Here is a 19,359-nt window from a genome sequence, read left to right on the forward strand (position 1 = left end):
TATGAGATCATTTCTCATTTCTCTGACACTATGTGCTTTCTCTTTTATCAATTTGGCACAAGCTGACGCACCTAAACGTATTTTATCTATCGCTGGTGGGAACACTGAAATCATATATGCGTTAGGGGGTGAAAACCTATTGGTTGGAAGTGATACAACAAGTTATTATCCAGAAGCAGCAGCCAAATTGCCTAAAGTAGGATATATGCGTGCCCTGTCTGCCGAAGGTGTTCTGTCTTTAGATCCTGATCTGATCGTTTTAACGGAAGAAGCAGGTCCGCCACCTGTTATTATGCAATTAAAACAGGCGAAGGTGAATATTCTTGAGGTTAAAGCTGCGCGCTCTTTCGATGATATCAAAGAGAATATATCCGTTATCGGGAAAGCAATTGAGAAAGAAGCTGAGGCGGATAAGCTGATTGAGAAGATGAACCAACAATCAGATCAATTACAGCTGGCGATCTCGCAACAAGACGTAAAAAAATCATATATGTTTATTTTCCAACATGGCAACGGATCCCCGATGGTTGCGGGTCGTGATACATCTGCGGATAGTATTATCGCATTGGCTGGTGGAAAGAATGTTGCAACTGCTTATGAGGGCTTTAAGCCTCTAACACCTGAAGCCGCCATTAACATGCAGCCGGATATCATCTTGGTGACTAATCGCGGATTAGCAAGTGCGGGTGGATTAGACGCCTTTAAAACCCTTCCTGGTATCAGCCTCACAAATGCAGCACAACAAGGCAATATCATTGCAATGGATGTCCTGTTTATGTTGGGATTTGGGCCGCGTACGGTTGAAGCAGCGACGGAAATTTTCAAGTTACAAGAGAGCATGTAATGCGCACTAGATTAGTTACGATAGGGCTGCCTCATGTAAATTTTCGCATGCCGGTTATGTTGTTCTTCGCCGTTATATTGGTAACCACAATGTTGGTTTCCTTATCAATCGGGGCGATTAAGATACCTTTGGTACATATCCTTACCTGGGATCTAAGTGACTTACATGAAACCGTTTTAACGCAGATAAGATTACCACGTGTTTTATTGGGGCTGGTCGTTGGTGGTGCGCTCGCTGTATCTGGGGCTGTTATGCAGGCGTTGTTTCGAAATCCACTTGCTGATCCCGGTTTGATTGGTGTGACAAGTGGGGCTGCTTTGATGGTGGCCTTTACCATTGTCGTTGTCGGGTCGCTTCCGGGTATCTTGGGTGTATATAGTCTTAGTTTTGCGGCATTCTCCGGGGCTATTATAACCTCTATTTTGATTTTCAAGATTGCCGGGCATTCCGGTAAGTTTTCTGTCACCTATCTTTTATTGGCGGGCATCGCAATCAATGCCTTGGCGGTGGCTGGGATTGGGTTTTTAACCTATTTAAGTGATGATCAGCAGTTGCGAAATTTCACTTTTTGGACCTTGGGCAGTCTTGGGGGCGCTTTATGGCCAGCCGTAATGGCGGCAGCTTCAGTAATCATTCCGGCGTTATTGATTTTGATCCGCCATGCGCGGAAGCTCAATATTTTACTCCTGGGTGAGAGCGAGGCGCAGAATCTGGGGATTGATACAGAAAGCCTGAAACGTATGACCATCGTAGTCGCCGCTATTTCTGTCGGTGCGGCTGTTGCGGTCAGCGGGATGATCGGTTTTGTTGGGTTGTTGGTACCACATCTCATACGTCTTATGTTTACATCGGACAATCGACAACTTATTCCATTGGCTGCCATGATGGGGGGCTTTCTTCTTATCCTCGCAGATCTACTGGCCCGTGTGATTGTGACACCTGCAGAAATGCCCGTGGGCATCCTCACCAGTATTCTAGGGGGGCCATTTTTTCTATGGCTCTTGTTGAAACAATTTTCTGGTAGGTTCGGCATATGATTGAAGCGACAAATCTAAGCTTTTCAATTGGCGATAAAGCGATCCTGACAGATGTGAGTATCGAAATCCCTTATGGAGAAGTATTATCTATCCTGGGGCCTAATGGTGCGGGAAAGACGTCATTGTTAAAATGTTTAACAGGCGCAGAAAAACCGATCGCTGGTGACGTTTTGTTAGACGGACAGCCTTTACAACACTATCCGCCCTCTCAGCTGGCAAAACGCAGAGCTGTCTTATCGCAATCAATAGAGGTTAGCTTTCCCTTCACAGTGGAAGAAATCGTATTGATGGGGCGTAATCCTCATATTCAACATTCAGAGACAAAATATGATAAGGAAATTGCCAGCTATATCCTTGATATGTTGGAGGCAACACATCTTGCGGATCGGCTCTATTCAACCCTTTCCGGCGGGGAAAAACAACGTGTTCAATTTGCGCGTATTTTGACCCAGATCTGGGATCAGGAAAATGCCTGTTTATTTTTGGATGAACCCACTGCCGCACTTGATCTAAAACATCAAATAAGCATCCTTGAAATCGCCAAGGAACTCGCATCGTCACGCGGCTTTGCCATCTGCGCTATTCTTCATGACCTCAAACTCGCTAAAATTTTCTCAGATAAGCTTATTTTAATGAAATCAGGCAAGGTTTTCGTGAAATATGACCATAGTGATGCGTTAAAGGTGGAAGATATCTGTGCCCTTATGGATGTGCCAGAAACCTACACACGCCAACTTATCTGATAAGAGATGTGTTTATTGTAAAAGGAATATACTTCTAGCGGGCAGCCGGAAGTCAAAATGCGATATCTATGTGGAAGAAATTTGATTAACCATATCTTCGACATCTCACGTGACAATCAAAGACAGTATTGAGATTTCAATAGGTTATTAGCATGTAATGGAGAAGAGTGGTGCCCCCAGCGAGAATCGAACTCGCACTTCCGTAAGGAAACTGGATTTTGAATCCAGCGCGTCTACCAGTTCCGCCACAGGGGCACGAAACATTGCGTTGAGGCGTTATCTATAGGTTTCTGTCGGGTCGGTCAACAGCTTTTATGACTGAAATATGAAAAAAATGGATCGCGACGTGAATTCAGTTACTTATTGATCTAAAAGCTGATCAATACCGCCTTCATCGGAAAGCACTTTATGGGGGGAAGATAGATATTCTTTGGATTGCATTTCAATCAAGCGTGAAACGGTGCGTTCAAATTCAAAGGCATGTTTGCCTTCCGGATAAAGCTGCGTGGCTTCGCCATCGGCACCCATTATCAAATTGCAGCTATGTTCATAAAGCGCATCCACAAACATCATAAAACGTTTGGCTTCATTGCTTTTATTGGCTGACAGAGTGGGTACATCATCCATCACGATTGTATGGAAACGTTCCGCAATACGGATATAATCTTCGGCCCCTAGAGGTTGCGCACAAAGACGTTCAAAATCAGTTTTTAAGACACCGCGTGCTGTGGTGTCGAATTCCAGATTACGTCCCTTTACTGTCAGGGTTTCAGTTTCAATTCTTGCCCCTTCTGTAAGGAGGCCAAAAATTTTCTCTAATTCTTCAGAAGTTGCGGATCCAAGCGGTGCGTGATATGTACGCATACGGTCTAAATGGATCAATCGATAGTCTGTCGGACTATCCAGATGCAGGATATCCAGCTTTTCTTTTAAGAGATCAATAAAAGGTAAAAAGCTTTCTCTTTGCAGGCCATCTTTATAAAGATCATTAGGTGCCCAGTTAGAGGTGGCAACCACCACCACGCCCAATTCAAACAGGGAAGAAAAGAGACGCCCCAAAATCATTGCATTGGTAATATCGGTCACATGAAATTCATCAAAACATAACAGCCAAGTGTTGGCTGCGATATCTTGAGCAATGCGAGGCAGAGGGTCTGTTTCTTTTGTGGCGCGGTTGGTTTGTTCTTTGCGCCAGACTTGGATGGCTTCCTGAATTTCGATCATAAATTCATGGAAATGCACACGGCGCTTTTTTTCAACGGGCGCGGTTTCATAAAACAAATCCATAATCATGGATTTACCACGTCCAACACCGCCATACATATATAGACCAAGGGGTGGTTCGACTTTACGCCGTCCAAGGCCAAAACGTTCTTTCCAGCCTTTTGAACCTGTATCCGGTTCATACCCTTTTAAAGCATTATGCAGGCTTTGCAGTTTTTCAACGGCCAAGGCCTGCATACCGTCAGGGCGAATATGCCCGTCAGCCTTCTTTTCGCGATAAATATGAAGCGGGCCGTCGGACATAGATCACTGATTACCTTTGAATTATGGGCGACCCATGGCCAAGAATTTCTCACGGCGTTTGGAACGCAAGGTGCCACCATCAAGAGACATATGATCTTTAAGATGGTTTTCGATTTCCTTTGCGACGGATTGAATGGCACCCGCAGGATCACGATGAGCGCCGCCAACAGGTTCTTTCACAATTGTGTCGATGACTTTTAGCTCTTTCAAATCTTGTGCGGTGAGGCGCAAGGTCTCTGCAGCTGTTTTTGCTTCATCCGCGCTACGCCATAAGATGGACGCACAGCCTTCCGGGGAAATCACGGAATAAACGGAATGTTCCAACATCATAACAGTATCTGCGGCTGCGATTGCAATCGCGCCACCAGAGCCACCTTCACCGATGATCGTAGAAATCAACGGCACTTTAATCTGCAAACATTTTTCAATAGAGCGTGCAATGGCTTCAGCCTGACCACGTTCTTCGGCACCAACGCCCGGATAAGCACCTGGTGTATCCACAAAGGTAATAACAGGCAGATCAAACCGTTCTGCCAATTCCATCAAGCGAATAGCTTTACGATAGCCTTCTGGACGCGCCATACCAAAGTTACGTTTTACACGAGATTCAGTATCGTTGCCTTTTTCATGGCCTAAAACCACACAACTTTGACCACGGAAACGACCCATGCCGCCAATAATGGCGTGGTCTTCGCCAAAATTACGATCCCCTGCCAATGGGGTGAAATCTTCGATCAAGGCATTTACATAATCAATGCAATGCGGACGGTCTTGATGGCGCGCGACCTGAACTTTTTGCCATGGGGAAAGTTTAGCATAGGTGGATGTGAGTAATTTATTTGCTTTAGTTTGCAATTTTCCCACTTCATCAGCGATATTTACTTCACCGTCATCAACGAGGTGACGTAATTCCTCGATTTTACCTTCCAAATCCGCAATTGGTTGTTCAAAGTCCAAAAAATTCCGCATAGGTACCCATTCCGCCAAGATACTGGCTCTTATGAAATCATTCTTTTGTTTTTTATCTGAATTTCGCTTTCAGTTAAAGCGAATAGACAAAATCCTATAAAACCTTGGCTGAACTAACATAGCTCATCCCTAAAGAAAAGATAGAACCGTATTTAAAATGGGACTTTTAAGCCGATTTCAAGTGCTGGGGCATTTTTTATAAAAACATGGATGTCGAAGATTGAAACAAATGTTTAATTTTATTTTATGCGTGACAATTGTTAAGCCTCCATAATATGCTATCGATTAATTAAAAAAATGTTGGAACAATACCGACAAGAAGCCGGAAATGATCTCAGGATAAAAATTTAGAAGATCAACAAGACTTGAGGCTAAGAAGGTAAAAAATGTCTAATAAAGCAGGGAAAGGTTTTGGTGTTGCTTCCAAAATCTACGGTATTGTCGGGTTAAACTTGGCATTACTGGTTGTGTTGGGGCTGGTCGCACTTAATAGTATTAGCAGTATCGGTTTGTTGGTGGAAAAACTGGCAGATGATGTAATGCCGATTGCTTCCTCCGTACGTGAAGTTACCAAGGCGAATTTGGAAAAAGGTCGCCAGTTTGAAGGTGTGATGCGTGTCGGGGAAGAATTATCTTATGATGATGATGCGCTTGCCATTTATGAAAAGAAACGTGCAATCTTTGACGCACAATCCGTCTTAATTTCTGAATATGTAGCCGAAGCGAAATCACGCGTTGAATTGGTTATTTCGAATAATACTGACGCAGTATTACAAGAATTGCTCACAGAAATTAACGGCGATTTAGATCAGGTTCTTCTTTATCAAACAGAATATGATGAATTGGCAGCACGCCTGTATGGTTTGATGATTGACGGATCTTTCCTTGTGGTGGTTGAGAAAGAAGGCGAATTGGCGCAGTTGGAAGCACAAATTGCCGATACAGTTGATAACCTTCTTGGCAAAATTGATAATATCGCCAATGACGCTGTTGGTGCGGCGTCTAGTGAACAGGCAAATTCCTTCCAGATCTTATTGGTGCTTGGGGTGATTTCGATTGTTGCGGGCGTGACATTGAGTTTGCTCGTGGCCCGAAATGGGATTGCGAAACCTTTGGGACGTGTATCCGAAGCGATGGAGCAATTGGCCGCTGGTGATTTAAATGCCGATGTGACCGTTCGATCCCGTGATGAGATTGGCAGTGTTGCCGCCGCTTTCCATCATTTTAAAGAAAATTTGCTAGATAACGAAAAACTGCGCGATGAACAACAGGCACAAGCGGCCCGTATGGAAGAAGATCGCCGCCATACCCAACTTGAATTGGCCAATAACTTGGAAACATCTGTTGGTAAGGTTTTAAATTCTTTAGGTGTGTCTTCCCGTGCCATTAACGATAATGCCACTCAGCAAAGTGACGCGGCACGTTCGGCGGAAAATCAAACCGTGCAAGCGGCAAGTGCGGCAAGTGCAGCCTCTGACAATGTGGCAACTGTTGCTGCGGCGGCAGAAGAATTAGCAGCCTCCGTTGAAGATATTCGTCGCCAAGCAGGTCGTTCCACACAGATCGCTGCGGATGCAGTGTCTCAGGCGCGTCACACCGATAGTACCGTAAGTGGTTTATCTGCCGCGGCAGAAAAAATCGCAGATGTGGTTGGGCTTATTCAGGATATTGCCGCTCAAACAAACTTGCTTGCTTTGAACGCAACGATTGAAGCCGCCCGTGCTGGTGAGATGGGCAAAGGTTTTGCGGTTGTTGCGAATGAAGTGAAAAGTTTGGCTAATCAAACGGCAAATGCGACAGATGAAATTGGTCAGCATGTTGATGAAATTCAATCCACAACCAATCAGGCGGTAGATGCAATCCAGTCTATTGGTAAGGTGATTGAAGATATCTCCATGATCACCGAAGACATGGCGAATTCTATTGATCAACAGGGTCATGCAACCCGTGAGATCGCCGAAAATGTACAATTGGCATCTAGCGGTACAATTGAAGTGTCACAAACCATTGAAAGCTTGAAGGGTACCGCACAAACAACCGGGGCGACGGCGGCTGAAATGTCCAGTTCTACGCAGGATTTGTCTGAACTTGCAGATCGCCTACAGCTTGATATGAACAGTTTCTTACAGGAGATCCGCAAGGGATAAGTTGTAGGAATAAAGTTTATAAGAACCCATATCTGTGTCTGACATGGATATGGGTTTTCTTATGTTCAAATCATGGATAAGCTTTCAGGCAATGAAACCATATATTTAAACAGGGATAAGAAATGGCAAAGCCGACTAAAGAACTGGCATTGGATGATTTTCCTTTCCAGACCTATGATAAATTACGTTATGCAGATACAGACCGCCAAGGGCATGTGAATAATGCTGTTTTCAGTACTTTCCTTGAAACAGGGCGGGTGGAATTCCTGCTGGACCCAAGCAAACCGTTAACGGATGAAGGTGCATCCTTTGTGATTGCCAATATTTCGTTGAATTTATTAAGTGAGATTAACTGGCCGGGAAAAGTGGATATCGGCACGGGCATTACCAAGATCGGGAATAGTTCGATTGGCATGTTCCAGGGGGTCTATCAAAATGGTAAATGTGTTGCCACGTCACAAACGGTTATCGTGCAGATGAATAACGAAACACGCAAATCACATCCCTTAAGTGAAAAGACAAAAGATTTCTTGGCGAAACATTTAATTTCGACAGAATGAATGTAAGCGCGAATATGATAATAACTATCTGAATTATATAATAAATAATTAGAACTTATCGATAAACCTAACAAATTAACAAGAATAATATTTTTTCTGTAAAAGAGTTTACAAAATTGCGGAAATGGCCTTGTAACTGAAAATCATTGTGCCATTATATGCGCAATTAAAAAGACGGCCCTGATGTGATACAGGGCGTGACGAAATAGGTAATGAGGTATGACAATGGCTGACAATAATGTTTTCCCGGTTCCGACAGAATGGGCTGAAAAGGCGAAAGTTGATAACGCCAAATATATGGAAATGTATCAACATTCTATCGATGATCCGGAAGGCTTCTGGGGTGAACATGGTAAACGTGTTGACTGGATCAAGCCATATACCCAAGTCAAAAGCGTGTCTTACAATCAAGAAGATTTGCATATCAAATGGTTCTATGATGGTACCTTAAACGTTTCTGCCAATTGCCTGGATCGTCATCTTGAAAGCCGTGGTGATCAGACCGCTATTATTTGGGAGGGCGACGATCCCACGGTGGACAAGAAAATCACCTATCGCGAATTGCATGAAGAAGTTTGTAAATTTGCAAATGTTTTGAAATCCCGCGGCGTGAAAAAAGGGGATCGCGTAACCATCTATATGCCGATGATCCCGGAAGCTGCTGTGGCAATGTTGGCCTGTACCCGTATCGGTGCGGTTCATTCCATCGTATTTGGTGGTTTCTCACCAGAAGCTTTAGCCACACGTATCACTAATTGTGAATCAAAATGCATTATTACCGCAGATGAAGGCCTTCGTGGTGGCAAAGGCGTGCCATTAAAAGCCAATGCGGATGCGGCAATGCATCACCATGATGCAGAATGTGATACCTGTATCGTTGTGAAACGCACAGGTGGCGGCAGTTTTGAATGGTTCCCGGATCGTGATGTCTGGTATCATGAAGCCATGGCAGAAGCATCAAGCGATTGCCCACCAGAAGAAATGTCTGCGGAAGATCCGCTTTTCATCCTTTATACATCTGGCTCCACAGGCACCCCGAAAGGTGTGTTGCATACAACAGGTGGGTATCTTGTTTATGCGTCTATGACCCATGAATATATCTTTGATTATCAAGAAGGTGATATCTATTGGTGTACAGCCGATGTGGGTTGGGTCACAGGTCATAGCTATATTGTATATGGGCCATTGGCCAATGGTGCCACAACTTTGATGTTTGAAGGCGTGCCAAGCTATCCGGATAATTCCCGTTTCTGGCAAGTCTGTGACAAACACCAGGTGAATACATTCTATACCGCACCAACCGCGATCCGTGCTTTGATGCGTGATGGGGATGAGCCTGTTAAGAAAACAAGCCGTTCTTCTTTGCGTCTTTTGGGGTCGGTTGGGGAACCGATTAATCCAGAAGCATGGCAATGGTATTATGATGTTGTTGGTGATGGTCGTTGCCCGATTGTGGATACTTGGTGGCAAACAGAAACAGGCGGCATCCTGATTTCCCCATTACCGGGCGCGACAGATTTGAAACCGGGATCGGCAACCCGCCCATTCTTTGGTGTGAAACCATTATTGGTGGATAATGATGGCAAGGAACTAGATGGCGCCACAGAAGGTAATCTATGCCTGTCTGACAGCTGGCCGGGCCAGATGCGCACGGTCTATAAAGACCATGACCGTTTCTATCAAACCTATTTCTCCACCTATAAAGGTTTGTATTTCTCTGGCGATGGCTGTCGTCGTGATGAAGATGGTTACTACTGGATCACAGGTCGCGTGGATGATGTGATCAATGTCTCTGGTCATCGTATGGGCACAGCGGAAGTTGAATCCGCCCTTGTGGCCCATCCAAAAGTATCTGAGGCCGCTGTTGTTGGTGCCCCGCATGAAATTAAAGGCCAAGGCATTTATGCCTATGTCACCTTGAATGCGGGCGAAGAACCATCTGATGAGTTAAAAGCAGAATTGGTGAAATGGGTCCGTCATGAAATCGGCCCGATCGCTTCCCCAGATTGGCTACAATGGGCACCGGGTCTACCAAAGACACGTTCCGGTAAAATCATGCGTCGTATCTTGCGCAAGATTGGTGAAAACGATTATGGCAGCTTGGGGGACACTTCCACCCTCGCCGATCCATCCGTTGTAGATGAATTAATCGAAAACCGCCAAAACCGCTAATTCGGTTTCAGCAGTAAAATTAAAAAGCCCTGAGAGTTTTCTCAGGGCTTTTTAATGATCAAATTGGATATGGTTTCACAACGATAAAGTTGTAGAAGAAAAATCTTATTACATTATAAAATAATGAATATGTTGGCTATAAGAACAAGTATTGGGTCAAATGGACATTAAGAATTCTAATTTTACAGCAGAAGAAAAGTTTTATGTTTCTGCGGTATTTCTCGGGATAGCAATATTTATATTATCTATCATTTTTGGAATTAGCTTTTTTAATTCTTTGGCATATTCTTTAGTTTCACTCTTTTTCTCAGCCGCAGTTTTTGGTGCAAAGTTTGGTAGTTCATCACTAAAAAAGGCCGAAGCCTCCAAGCAGGCAGAAGTGGTATATCAAACCTGTTATCCAACTCTGCTCAAACTAGTTAAATGGAATTTATACATATTTAGCTTAGCTTTAGTTATTGTTTTTCTTTTGGAGTTTGTAGGACTTAGTAAAAGCGTATCAGATTATATTGACGATCATCGTCTTGTTGATTTTGGTCAACTAACCTTTTATGCGTTTGATTTGAATAGATATGGCTTCTACAATGTATCTCTCTTTATGGATGTTTATGTCTTTTGTGTATTGCTCACAAATGTATATTTTCTTTTCAATTTTATAATTTGTAAAAGAAGTTTAGCTATAGAGCTTCTTAGGTTAGGAAGCTATAGAATACGCATTAAAAACAAGATTATGCTAAAAGCTGAGCCGTATCTAAAAATACATGCGCTTTCATTTCTTTGTTTAATTTTACTTTTTGTGATCAGCGATACGTTATTTTACTCAAGACATATAGATGAATATATCTTAACACATATAAGCTTAAATGTTGGTTTAGTGGCCTTGGATTTAGACGAGTTATATAGATTTCTTAGGAATATTTATATTGTTGTGAGTGTATGTGTTTTTTGGATTTATCTTCCATTCCTTTTGCTAGGGGGGGCAATCTTTTTCAGTCGCATAGGAAGCACTTTATTATACAAAGAACCGCGTCGTGATTTCTAGAGAATGAGTTTGCTATCATTCTAGTTCATCTATCAGGAGTATAAACTTGTTTGTCGCAAAACATATTAGCGCAAGTTCCGAAGAAACGTTGAAGTTCAACCATACTCCAGAGTCAGTTAGGTTATTTGAATTTCCCAAATTTTAAGAATTAGGCAAAATATCGGTTGAACCTTTGAATTCTGCCTAATTCTTAATTGTATTTAGGGTCTTACCCTAATTAATGGTTTTTACATCCTTAAGGAAGCCTTCGATATCATGGCGGATACCTTCGGATAAGGAGAGAAGCTCTGTGGTGGCTTCAAGCATTGTATCCATGGATTCCTTACTGGTATCTGTCATCTGGTTCACATCGCCGATCTTATTGCGAAGATCTTCGGTGCCTGATGCGGCTTCTTGTGTGTTGCGGGCAATTTCTTGTGTGGTTGCCCCTTGTTCCTCAACGGCGGCCGCAACGGCTGTACCGATTTCAGACAGGTTTGAAATAATATCATTGATCTGATTAATGGCGACCACGGTATCTTGTGTGTCAGTTCTGATCTTGTTGATATGGTCTGAGACTTCTTCCGTTGCTTGGGCGGTTTGTGAGGCAAGTGATTTCACTTCATTAGCCACAACGGAGAAACCTTTACCGGCTTCACCTGCACGGGCCGCCTCAATAGTGGCGTTCAGGGCCAATAGATTGGTCTGGTTTGAAATATCATTAATCATGGTGATCACTTCACCAATTTTATGGGTAGATTCATTCAAACTATTTACCAGTTCCAGACCTTTTTGGGTTTCTTCCGCCGCATGGTCGGAAATGCTGCTGGAATGGGCAACCTGTCCGCTGATTTCCTGAATGGTATTTACCAATTCTTCGGTGGCTGCCGCCACACTACCCACATTTTGAGAGGCATTATCGGTCACCAATGTCACATCCCCTGCAAGATTACTGGTATTTTCAACAGTGCCTTGCATATTTTCAGCCGTGCCACGCATATGGTCCGACGCCCCTTTTACAGCGGAGAGGGATTTGTTGATATTCTCTTCAAATTTCTGGACCAAATTATGCAGCTGTTCCGCTTTTCGTAAATTGGTTTCCTGTTCCAAAATACGTTCTTCGGCATTTTGCTCACTTTTAATAATGCGTTCTTTGAAATCGGACAGGATTTCAGCGATTTTACCAAAGGCGGTTTGTGGATCAAGATCGGGAACTGTTGCGTTTTTCGCATCTTTTGCCAATTCCTGCATGGATTCAACAAGCTTTAGCATCGGGCCTGCAATATTACGGCCCAGGAACAAGCCTGTTACCGTGGCAAAGATCACCATGCCCAGCATCAGATAGAGCATGAATTGACCAAGTTTAATGGCAGAAGCCACTGCTTCATCTTCATGAAGTTCTGCAACAACGGCCCAAGTCACGCCTTCGATCGTAATCGGAGTGAAGGCAGATAAATATTCAATCCCATCATCGCCTGTATAATGTAACACACCACTTTCGCCTGCCAAAGCATCTGCGACCGCTTGGTTTTCTTTGCTCTCAATCGCAATCATATATTCATCAGAGAAACGGGAATTACTGCGCATCTTCATATCTGACCCCACCAGATAAGCTTCGCCAGTTTCCCCCATGCCTTCTGATTGATTCATAACCTGATTGATAACCGTATCAGGCATCTGGAAGGCCAAGGCACCGATGAAGCGGCCTTTCTTTGACAGGATTGGCGCTGCGATAAAGCTTGTCGGTTTATCATCCAAGGCGGAATACGCCGTAAAGTCAGCAAAGGCAATTTCGGAATGATCGCTGATTTCCAACGCCTGTTTAAAGACCTGTGCAAGGCCGGTATCACTATAAGGTCCGGTTAGTAAGTTGGTGGCAAAATCGACATTCTTGTTCACGCTATAGACAACATTGCCTTCTTTATCCATGAGATAGAGTTCGTTCAGGCCTTTTTCTTCGGCAAAACGTTTATAGAAAAGGTGATGTTTTTTATGCGCTTTGCGATAGGCACTTTTGAAGCCTTTCGCATCTACAAATTCTGCTCTTTCTTCTGGGCTATTCGGGTTGTTGGTAATATAGACATCTTGGAAAACCTGTGTCTTTTCCCCTTTGGTCATTAACCAACCTGTTTCAAACTCACCAAAAGATGTTTTGGCAGACGGTGTTGCCGCCAGCAATAAGATATCTTCCTTTAATCTGGTCATTAACAGATCAATGGTGTCCGCTTTGGAAAATACCTGTGCGGATAGTTTTTCTTCTGCCTGTTCTGTTAATGCGTCATTGGCTAGAAAATAACCAGCTGAACCAATCACGATGGCGGTTAACAAAGACAGAAAGATCGTCGTTGCAGGAATTAACTTATTTAACGAAATTCTAAACAGAGTTTTCATTTGGGCCTCTCACTCAGTTTGAAACAGAATTTAGTGATAATATAAATCGTTATGAATCTAACAAAAAATAGATAATAAAGTTTTAATGGGTGTGAATTTATTGAATTTTTCTGTTGCGACAATAAGTGGGGATTTTGAGACAGATTTGGGATCAGGTATATAAATACCCAATCCCAAGGGTGAAATATCATCACAATTTGAGTTCAATAGTGTTAATAATCATTAATGTCTGCCTGTTCTTTTTTATTCTTCTGCCAAATAAAACGGATGAGAATTACCGAAATTACAGAAAGAATAGCAAAGAAGAAGCCGACTTCATGCCAATCATCCAGAAGGACTGTTTCTTCGCCAAACCATCTGTTTTTTTGTGCATAAACAACGGCGCTTACGATTAAGGCTGCCGCACCAACGGGTAATACGAAGAAATCATATCCTAAAAAGATATCTGCCATAACCAGTAAAATACCAAGAATAAGCCAGATTTCAGGTTTAAAGGCGAGTGAGGATATCTGTAAATAAGTGTCCATGATAACTCATTCCTTCGCTTATTTTTTATCACCGCTAAAGCTGTCTAGTAAAACCTGTAAGGATCCCAATGTCTGGGTAACATCTGTAGGAACAACCACGGTCTTACTGTTATTGGCAGATGCCATATTACCGATCGCTTCAACCTGTCGTTTCATGATTTCATAATTAATGGCAGGCTGTCCGTTATCCGCAATAGCTGCTGCAATCAAGCGGGTTTGTTCTGCATTGGCCTTTGCTTCAATTTCAATGGAATAAGCATCGGCTTCGGCTTTTACGCGGATCGCATCGGCTTCTTTTTGGGCTTCATATAGTTTTGCATCTGCGGCAAGTTCAACGGAACGTTTTTCACCTTCTGCACGGGCGATAGAGGCACGACGTTCACGTTCTGCATTTAACTGCTGACGTTGGGCTGCTTTGGTTTGCTCATCTACAATCACATCGGTGATTTCTGTACGGGTGATCTCAATACCCCAAATTTCAGCTGCTTCCTGTAAGTTGGTTGCGATTTCGCTATTCATGGATTCACGCGAAGACTGTAATTCATCCAACTCTAACTTACCTGCAGCGGAACGTACGATGGATGTTGCGGCAGTAAAAATCGCCTGATTTATATCGGCGATACGATACACAGATGCTGCAGTATCAACGATACGGAAGAAAACCGTCGCTTCCAATTGGACTTCCACATTATCGCGTGTGATGACGGATATATTAAATTCAGGAAGCTGACGTTCTAGGATGGATACTTTGAAGGCAACATTGTCTAGGAACGGCACAATGAAATGTAAACCTGCGGAAAGGGTTTGGGTGTATTTTCCAAAACGTTCAATCACATAATTTCTGGATTGAGGGACGACAATCACCCCTTTTTTTACAACAACAAATGCCAAAACAATTATCAAAATGGTGATAATTGATGACAGCCCCAATTCGAAGCCAAGTAAAGACGTATCCATTATTTTGCAGCCTTTTGTGAGAATTCAGATAATTTCTAATTTAATATATGTATTTTCTAATTATTTCAAAGAGTAATGCCTAAGTGTAAAACTTCTATTAAGAGCCAGAGCCGTTTTCACGTATCGCACTTGGTACAACTACCAAACGTCGTTTTGCGACGCGACGTGCAGGGGTTGCTGCATAGATTTGCTTTCTTGCTTCAACCATGACCACCCCACCCATACGTGGTAACCATTGGCGCCCCATTCTTTCCCAAACCGGGGCGGAATGTAGGAGAATGCCGCTATGTGATGGTGGCATATAAAGGGCACGGGCTTCTTGTTGCGGATCAAACTGTGTTTCTTTTAACAGGAGTTTGAGTTGTTGCACTGAATAAGGCTTACCCATGCCAAAGGGGGAAATATCCCGTCTTGCCCATAATCCACGACGTGACGGCGCAACAATCAACATCCGCCCATTTCCAGCAAGCACCCGCCAAGCTTCGCGCATCATCTGTTGCACATGTTCTGCATTCTCCAAGGCATGAACAAGTAAAAGACGATCTACGGAATAATCATCAAAAGGCAATGCCGCTTCGTCTGATAAAGCCACGCGGTTGGCTTTTTCTCTAGGCCAGTGGGTGACGCCTTGTTGGGCGGGCATAATCGCCAAGGTGCGATCAGCTTCTTTTTCAAATTGTTTTAAATATGGTGTAGCATAACCAAGTCCCACAATGGTTTGGCCGGCAACATCAGGCCAAATTTGACGCACTTGTTGCTTGATAAAATGGCGCGCCACTTTACCTAGTTGAGAACGATAAAATCCGTTTAAATCGACAACATCTAACCACATAAAAGATAGATAACACATAAATGTGTCATGGCTTCAATAGAATTTGCATGATATGAAAAGAAAAATAATTTTTCTGTAGATCAGGATGAAAAAGAAATGTTGGAAATCGTACAAATCCCGGTATGGGATGACAATTATATTTACCTTGTACATGAACCAAATAGTAAGAAAACAGCGGTGGTTGATCCGGCGGAAGCCAAACCTGTTTTGGAGGAAGCGAAAAAGCGTGGGTGGCAAATTACACATATATTAAATACCCATCATCATTTTGATCATGTCGGCGGGAATGAAGACATTCAAAAAGCAACAGGTGCAATTGTTGTTGGTGCGGCAAATGATACACGTCGGATTCCCGGTATTTCCGTAACGCTATCTGACGGGGATGAGTTTGAATTTGGGCAGAGTAAGGCCAAAATTTTTGAAACCCCGGGTCATACAACAGGGCATATAGCTTACTGGTTTGAAGATAGTCAGGCGCTTTTCTGTGGCGATACTTTATTCGCGCTTGGTTGTGGTCGGTTATTTGAAGGCAGTCCGGAACAGATGTGGGAAAGTTTATCGAAGTTGCGAAATCTTCCTGCGGAGACAAATGTTTATTGTGCCCATGAATATACCTCTGCTAATGCTGATTTTGCGATTACGATCGAGCCGCAAAATGACGATCTAAAAAAACGGGTCGAAAAAATTAAGCAGATGCGTGATCTTGATATGCCGACAGTTCCTTCTAAATTGAAAGAAGAAGTAAAAACAAATCCTTTCTTACGTGCGGATGATGTGAATATCGCGGCTTTCCTGAAATTAGACGGGGAAGATGCTGCGACAGTCTTTGCAGAAATTCGTCGTCGCAAAGATAACTTTTAATTAATTTCGATTTGGAAATGAACAGGAATGGCTGCAATGAAACTTTTTTCTTTTCCCACTTCCCCCTATGGGCGGAAAGTGATGCTTATGGCTTTGGAACTTGGTTTGGAAGATCAACTGGATCAACAAGTGATTCCGGTGTTCAAGTCAGAAGAATATCGTAAAACCAATCCTTTAGGGCGTATTCCGGCATTGCAACCTGCAGAAGGTGAAGAGGTTCTTTTTGATTCTTTTGTGGTATGTGATTATCTGGACAATCTGCATGATCAGGATCCATTTATCCCGAAAGACGGTAAATCCCGTTATCAGGTTTTACGTCTTCATGCGCTAGCAAATGGTATCACCGATGCGGCCTTAAACTTGCGGGCACAAATTATGCGCAATGCAGAACTGGAAGTAGATTTACCGGAAGATTGGTATATTGACCGTCAAAAAGCAGCTATTAATGCAGGGTTGGACGAACTTGAAAAATCATTGGATCAGCTGTCAGGTAATCTTAATTTAGGTGTGATTGCAACAGCGGCCATGCTTGGCTATCTGGATTTCCGATTACCGCATCTTCAATGGCGTGACGGGCGTGACAAATTGACTGTGTGGTATGGAGAATTTGAAAAAAGACCTTCTATGCAAGCAACTATTCCGGCAGATTAAAATGACCCCGAAAGATATTATTGAAAAATTACAGATGCAACCACATCCCGAAGGTGGATGGTATGTGGAAACATATAGAGAGCAACCTCAAGATGGCGGACGTGGTGCATCCACATGTATCTATTATCTCTTGGAAAAAGGTCAATCTTCTCATTGGCATAAGGTTACAGATGCGGATGAAGTTTGGCATTGGTATGCAGGTGAAGCTTTGCTATTAAGTTTATCAACAGATGGGCATGATGTTTCTGACATCGTCTTGGGGCCTGATCTGTTAAATGGGCAGCAACCGCAAGGGATTGTGCCTGCCGATGTGTGGCAGGTAGCAAAACCTTTGGGTGACTGGGTGTTGGTCGGATGTACCGTCGCACCAGCCTTTGACTTTAATAGTTTTGTGATGGCACCGGATAATTGGGTGCCGGGCAAAGATTTATAAATATTGCGATATCGTAATTATTTATATGGGGAGAGTTAAATGAAAATGCATTTGGTTAAAAATGTACCAGCGATCAAATCTTCAGAATTAGAAGATTGGGGGCCTGTTGGTTTTCCTGAAGGTGAACCTGTTTCCCATCTCAGCGGCCGCACGCTTGAAGATACGGATGATGGTAAATTGGATGTTGGCCTTTGGGAATGCACACCAGGACGCTGGGTGCGTCAGGTGAAATATGCTGAAATGTGCCATTTCCACAGTGGTCGTTGCAAATTTATCCATGATAATGGTGAGGTATTGGAAATTGAGGCGGGTGATACAGTTTTCTTTCCAATGAATAGTACCGGTATTTGGGATGTAGAAGAAACCGTTCGTAAATCTTATATGATTGTAAATCTGGACGGATAACTTTTAGGATGGAGAGATAAATGGCTAAAATAGATACAGTTGAAGGCCTGTTGAACTTATATGGTGAGGCAAGTCAGGTTTCTACGATGAAACAATTGGCTTATCTGGATGAGCATTGCGCAAAATTTATCTCTTTATCCCCTTTTGTGGTAATGGGGACATCGGCAAAAGAAGGGCTTGGGGATGTGTCTCCGCGTGGGGATCATCCGGGTTTTGTGAAGATTTTAGATAGTGAAACTATTATCTTGCCAGACCGTCCCGGTAATCGTCGCTTGGATAATTTGCGCAATATTATCGAAAATCCAGTGGTCTCATTTTTATTCCTTATCCCGGGTGTTGATGAAACATTACGGATTAATGGTATTGCTGAAATAAGAGATGATGAAGATTTACGAGACCTATGCGTTGTCGATGGGAAGTTACCTGCCACGGTTTTGAAGGTTTCCGTCAAAGAAGCGTATCTACATTGCCCAAAGGCTTTTATGCGATCTGGTCTATGGGATCCTGCGTCGCAAATTGTACGTTCGGAACTACCAACATTAGGCAAAATGATCAAAGATCAAACCAATGGGGAAGCCCCGGTGCAGCCGCATGACGAGATGATCGCACGATTTAAATCTCAGCTATATTAGAGGTGGAATGGATATTTTTCAGGAACTTTCATCTGCATTGTCACAGGTCGGGCTTATCATTCGTGGTGGTTTCCATGAAGATGGCACAACGCTTTATTTGGTTGGGCATGGCGGAAGCAGTTTTTGGGAAAGTTTTTCATCCAGTGACTTTTTTGATCAAGAGGATAATCCTCTTGATAACTGGTCCAAGCAGGTGATTGGTGAAATTGCATCCGCATTGGATGGGCAGGCTATCTATCCGTCTGATGGCCCACCTTATGCCCCTTTTCAACAATGGGTTCGAAAATCAGAAGGGCTTTTACAATCCCCTCTCGGTATGATGATCCATCCTGAATTTGGTTTATGGCATGCCTATCGTGGAGCTATTTGTTTTGAAGGTATACATGAGCTACCTGATAAATCAGAAATCAGCGATATCTGTGGTACATGCATGGATAAGCCGTGTTTAAATACTTGCCCTGTCGATGCATTTTCAATGGACGGGTATGATGTGCCTGTCTGTGCCGCACATATAAAAACATCAGATACAAAAGACTGTATGTCAAAAGGGTGTTTTGCCCGTCGGAATTGTCCAAACGGGCAAGAGTATATCTATCAATCAGATCATGCGAATTTTCATATGAAGGCGTTTTGCGGAAATCATTAATTTA

19 protein-coding genes and 1 tRNA gene are annotated in these 19,359 nt (G+C 43.2%); 13 read left to right on the forward strand and 7 right to left on the reverse strand.

The genetic code is table 11. From position 1 onward, the window contains the following. The first annotated feature begins 1 nt into the window (after nucleotide 1). Genes ACOQOA_RS10570 through ACOQOA_RS10580 form a run of 3 tightly spaced genes read left to right on the forward strand, consistent with a single transcriptional unit; the run spans nucleotide 2 to nucleotide 2,624 of the window. Nucleotides 2-844 carry a heme/hemin ABC transporter substrate-binding protein gene (locus ACOQOA_RS10570; protein WP_420548600.1) on the forward strand — a complete coding sequence of 281 codons (843 nt, stop codon included), beginning with the start codon at nucleotides 2-4 and terminating at the stop codon, nucleotides 842-844. Then, nucleotides 844-1,881, forward strand: coding sequence for a FecCD family ABC transporter permease (locus tag ACOQOA_RS10575; RefSeq protein ID WP_420548601.1), 1,038 nt, complete (start codon nucleotides 844-846; stop codon nucleotides 1,879-1,881). The genes ACOQOA_RS10570 and ACOQOA_RS10575 overlap by 1 nt, the downstream gene beginning before the upstream one ends. Continuing rightward, entirely contained in the window at nucleotides 1,878-2,624 is a 747-nt protein-coding gene (locus tag ACOQOA_RS10580; protein ID WP_420548602.1) for a heme ABC transporter ATP-binding protein, read from the forward strand. The genes ACOQOA_RS10575 and ACOQOA_RS10580 overlap by 4 nt, the downstream gene beginning before the upstream one ends. A gap of 168 nt (nucleotides 2,625-2,792) precedes the next feature. On the opposite strand, the gene ACOQOA_RS10585 is transcribed toward ACOQOA_RS10580, so the two are convergent. From ACOQOA_RS10585 to ACOQOA_RS10595, 3 genes are all read right to left on the reverse strand, one after another. Beyond that, nucleotides 2,793-2,879, reverse strand: a tRNA-Leu gene (locus ACOQOA_RS10585). Between the two features lie 105 nt (nucleotides 2,880-2,984). After that, entirely contained in the window at nucleotides 2,985-4,151 is a 1,167-nt protein-coding gene (gene zapE, locus ACOQOA_RS10590) for a cell division protein ZapE (protein WP_420548603.1), read from the reverse strand. A 21-nt stretch (nucleotides 4,152-4,172) separates the two neighbouring features. Beyond that, nucleotides 4,173-5,120: an acetyl-CoA carboxylase carboxyltransferase subunit alpha gene (locus ACOQOA_RS10595; RefSeq protein WP_420548604.1), complete on the reverse strand. Its 948-nt coding sequence runs from the start codon at nucleotides 5,118-5,120 to the stop codon at nucleotides 4,173-4,175. A 386-nt stretch (nucleotides 5,121-5,506) separates the two neighbouring features. Here ACOQOA_RS10595 and ACOQOA_RS10600 point away from each other — a divergent pair, with 386 nt between their 5' ends. From ACOQOA_RS10600 to ACOQOA_RS10615, 4 genes are all read left to right on the forward strand, one after another. Continuing rightward, the gene (locus tag ACOQOA_RS10600) at nucleotides 5,507-7,267 is read left to right on the forward strand and encodes a methyl-accepting chemotaxis protein (protein ID WP_420548605.1); all 1,761 of its coding nucleotides are present in this window, start codon (nucleotides 5,507-5,509) and stop codon (nucleotides 7,265-7,267) included. A gap of 122 nt (nucleotides 7,268-7,389) precedes the next feature. Further along, on the forward strand, nucleotides 7,390-7,827 hold the full coding sequence (locus ACOQOA_RS10605) for an acyl-CoA thioesterase (protein ID WP_420548606.1): 438 nt from the start codon (nucleotides 7,390-7,392) through the stop codon (nucleotides 7,825-7,827). A 225-nt stretch (nucleotides 7,828-8,052) separates the two neighbouring features. Further along, nucleotides 8,053-9,999, forward strand: a complete 1,947-nt coding sequence (gene acs / locus ACOQOA_RS10610; RefSeq protein ID WP_155154672.1) for an acetate--CoA ligase — start codon at nucleotides 8,053-8,055, stop codon at nucleotides 9,997-9,999. Nucleotides 10,000-10,150: 151 nt separating this feature from the next. Next, nucleotides 10,151-11,041 (forward strand): hypothetical protein, encoded by an 891-nt coding sequence (locus ACOQOA_RS10615; protein ID WP_420548607.1) that lies wholly within the window; start codon nucleotides 10,151-10,153, stop codon nucleotides 11,039-11,041. Between the two features lie 213 nt (nucleotides 11,042-11,254). Here the strand turns inward: ACOQOA_RS10615 and ACOQOA_RS10620 are convergent, their stop codons facing one another. The 4 genes from ACOQOA_RS10620 to ACOQOA_RS10635 form a co-directional block, all read right to left on the reverse strand. Beyond that, a complete protein-coding gene (locus tag ACOQOA_RS10620; RefSeq protein ID WP_420548608.1) occupies nucleotides 11,255-13,411 on the reverse strand; it encodes a methyl-accepting chemotaxis protein in 2,157 nt (718 codons plus the stop codon). Between the two features lie 212 nt (nucleotides 13,412-13,623). After that, complete coding sequence (locus tag ACOQOA_RS10625) at nucleotides 13,624-13,938, reverse strand: NfeD family protein (RefSeq protein ID WP_420548609.1); 315 nt, start codon at nucleotides 13,936-13,938, stop codon at nucleotides 13,624-13,626. 18 nt (nucleotides 13,939-13,956) lie between these two features. Then, a complete protein-coding gene (locus tag ACOQOA_RS10630; RefSeq protein ID WP_420548610.1) occupies nucleotides 13,957-14,895 on the reverse strand; it encodes an SPFH domain-containing protein in 939 nt (312 codons plus the stop codon). Nucleotides 14,896-14,992: 97 nt separating this feature from the next. Next, a complete protein-coding gene (locus tag ACOQOA_RS10635) occupies nucleotides 14,993-15,745 on the reverse strand; it encodes a class I SAM-dependent methyltransferase (RefSeq protein WP_420548611.1) in 753 nt (250 codons plus the stop codon). A gap of 78 nt (nucleotides 15,746-15,823) precedes the next feature. Here ACOQOA_RS10635 and gloB point away from each other — a divergent pair, with 78 nt between their 5' ends. Genes gloB through ACOQOA_RS10665 form a run of 6 tightly spaced genes read left to right on the forward strand, consistent with a single transcriptional unit; the run spans nucleotide 15,824 to nucleotide 19,355 of the window. Next, nucleotides 15,824-16,588: a hydroxyacylglutathione hydrolase gene (gene gloB / locus ACOQOA_RS10640; protein WP_420548612.1), complete on the forward strand. Its 765-nt coding sequence runs from the start codon at nucleotides 15,824-15,826 to the stop codon at nucleotides 16,586-16,588. Between the two features lie 36 nt (nucleotides 16,589-16,624). After that, nucleotides 16,625-17,239, forward strand: coding sequence for a glutathione S-transferase family protein (locus tag ACOQOA_RS10645; protein WP_420548613.1), 615 nt, complete (start codon nucleotides 16,625-16,627; stop codon nucleotides 17,237-17,239). 1 nt (nucleotide 17,240) lies between these two features. After that, a complete protein-coding gene (locus tag ACOQOA_RS10650) occupies nucleotides 17,241-17,672 on the forward strand; it encodes a cupin domain-containing protein (protein WP_420548614.1) in 432 nt (143 codons plus the stop codon). Between the two features lie 39 nt (nucleotides 17,673-17,711). Then, entirely contained in the window at nucleotides 17,712-18,077 is a 366-nt protein-coding gene (locus tag ACOQOA_RS10655) for a cupin domain-containing protein (RefSeq protein WP_420548615.1), read from the forward strand. A gap of 20 nt (nucleotides 18,078-18,097) precedes the next feature. Further along, a complete protein-coding gene (locus tag ACOQOA_RS10660; protein ID WP_420548616.1) occupies nucleotides 18,098-18,709 on the forward strand; it encodes a pyridoxamine 5'-phosphate oxidase family protein in 612 nt (203 codons plus the stop codon). Between the two features lie 7 nt (nucleotides 18,710-18,716). Continuing rightward, nucleotides 18,717-19,355 carry a ferredoxin gene (locus ACOQOA_RS10665; protein WP_420548617.1) on the forward strand — a complete coding sequence of 213 codons (639 nt, stop codon included), beginning with the start codon at nucleotides 18,717-18,719 and terminating at the stop codon, nucleotides 19,353-19,355. Nucleotides 19,356-19,359: the final 4 nt, after the last annotated feature.

Origin of the sequence: Curvivirga sp. (genome assembly GCF_965219885.1) — a bacterium.
Lineage (GTDB): Bacteria > Pseudomonadota > Alphaproteobacteria > UBA8366 > Aestuariispiraceae > Curvivirga.

Coding starts and splice junctions, on each gene's coding strand:
- ACOQOA_RS10570 (WP_420548600.1), top strand. CDS start 2: ATGAGATCATTTCTCATTTCTCTGACACTATGTGCTTTCTCTTTTATC.
- ACOQOA_RS10655 (WP_420548615.1), top strand. CDS start 17,712: ATGAAAATGCATTTGGTTAAAAATGTACCAGCGATCAAATCTTCAGAA.
- zapE (WP_420548603.1), bottom strand. CDS start 4,151: ATGTCCGACGGCCCGCTTCATATTTATCGCGAAAAGAAGGCTGACGGG.
- ACOQOA_RS10595 (WP_420548604.1), bottom strand. CDS start 5,120: ATGCGGAATTTTTTGGACTTTGAACAACCAATTGCGGATTTGGAAGGT.
- ACOQOA_RS10575 (WP_420548601.1), top strand. CDS start 844: ATGCGCACTAGATTAGTTACGATAGGGCTGCCTCATGTAAATTTTCGC.
- gloB (WP_420548612.1), top strand. CDS start 15,824: ATGTTGGAAATCGTACAAATCCCGGTATGGGATGACAATTATATTTAC.
- ACOQOA_RS10605 (WP_420548606.1), top strand. CDS start 7,390: ATGGCAAAGCCGACTAAAGAACTGGCATTGGATGATTTTCCTTTCCAG.
- ACOQOA_RS10620 (WP_420548608.1), bottom strand. CDS start 13,411: ATGAAAACTCTGTTTAGAATTTCGTTAAATAAGTTAATTCCTGCAACG.
- ACOQOA_RS10600 (WP_420548605.1), top strand. CDS start 5,507: ATGTCTAATAAAGCAGGGAAAGGTTTTGGTGTTGCTTCCAAAATCTAC.
- ACOQOA_RS10630 (WP_420548610.1), bottom strand. CDS start 14,895: ATGGATACGTCTTTACTTGGCTTCGAATTGGGGCTGTCATCAATTATC.
- ACOQOA_RS10645 (WP_420548613.1), top strand. CDS start 16,625: ATGAAACTTTTTTCTTTTCCCACTTCCCCCTATGGGCGGAAAGTGATG.
- acs (WP_155154672.1), top strand. CDS start 8,053: ATGGCTGACAATAATGTTTTCCCGGTTCCGACAGAATGGGCTGAAAAG.
- ACOQOA_RS10625 (WP_420548609.1), bottom strand. CDS start 13,938: ATGGACACTTATTTACAGATATCCTCACTCGCCTTTAAACCTGAAATC.
- ACOQOA_RS10650 (WP_420548614.1), top strand. CDS start 17,241: ATGACCCCGAAAGATATTATTGAAAAATTACAGATGCAACCACATCCC.
- ACOQOA_RS10635 (WP_420548611.1), bottom strand. CDS start 15,745: ATGTGTTATCTATCTTTTATGTGGTTAGATGTTGTCGATTTAAACGGA.
- ACOQOA_RS10660 (WP_420548616.1), top strand. CDS start 18,098: ATGGCTAAAATAGATACAGTTGAAGGCCTGTTGAACTTATATGGTGAG.
- ACOQOA_RS10580 (WP_420548602.1), top strand. CDS start 1,878: ATGATTGAAGCGACAAATCTAAGCTTTTCAATTGGCGATAAAGCGATC.
- ACOQOA_RS10665 (WP_420548617.1), top strand. CDS start 18,717: ATGGATATTTTTCAGGAACTTTCATCTGCATTGTCACAGGTCGGGCTT.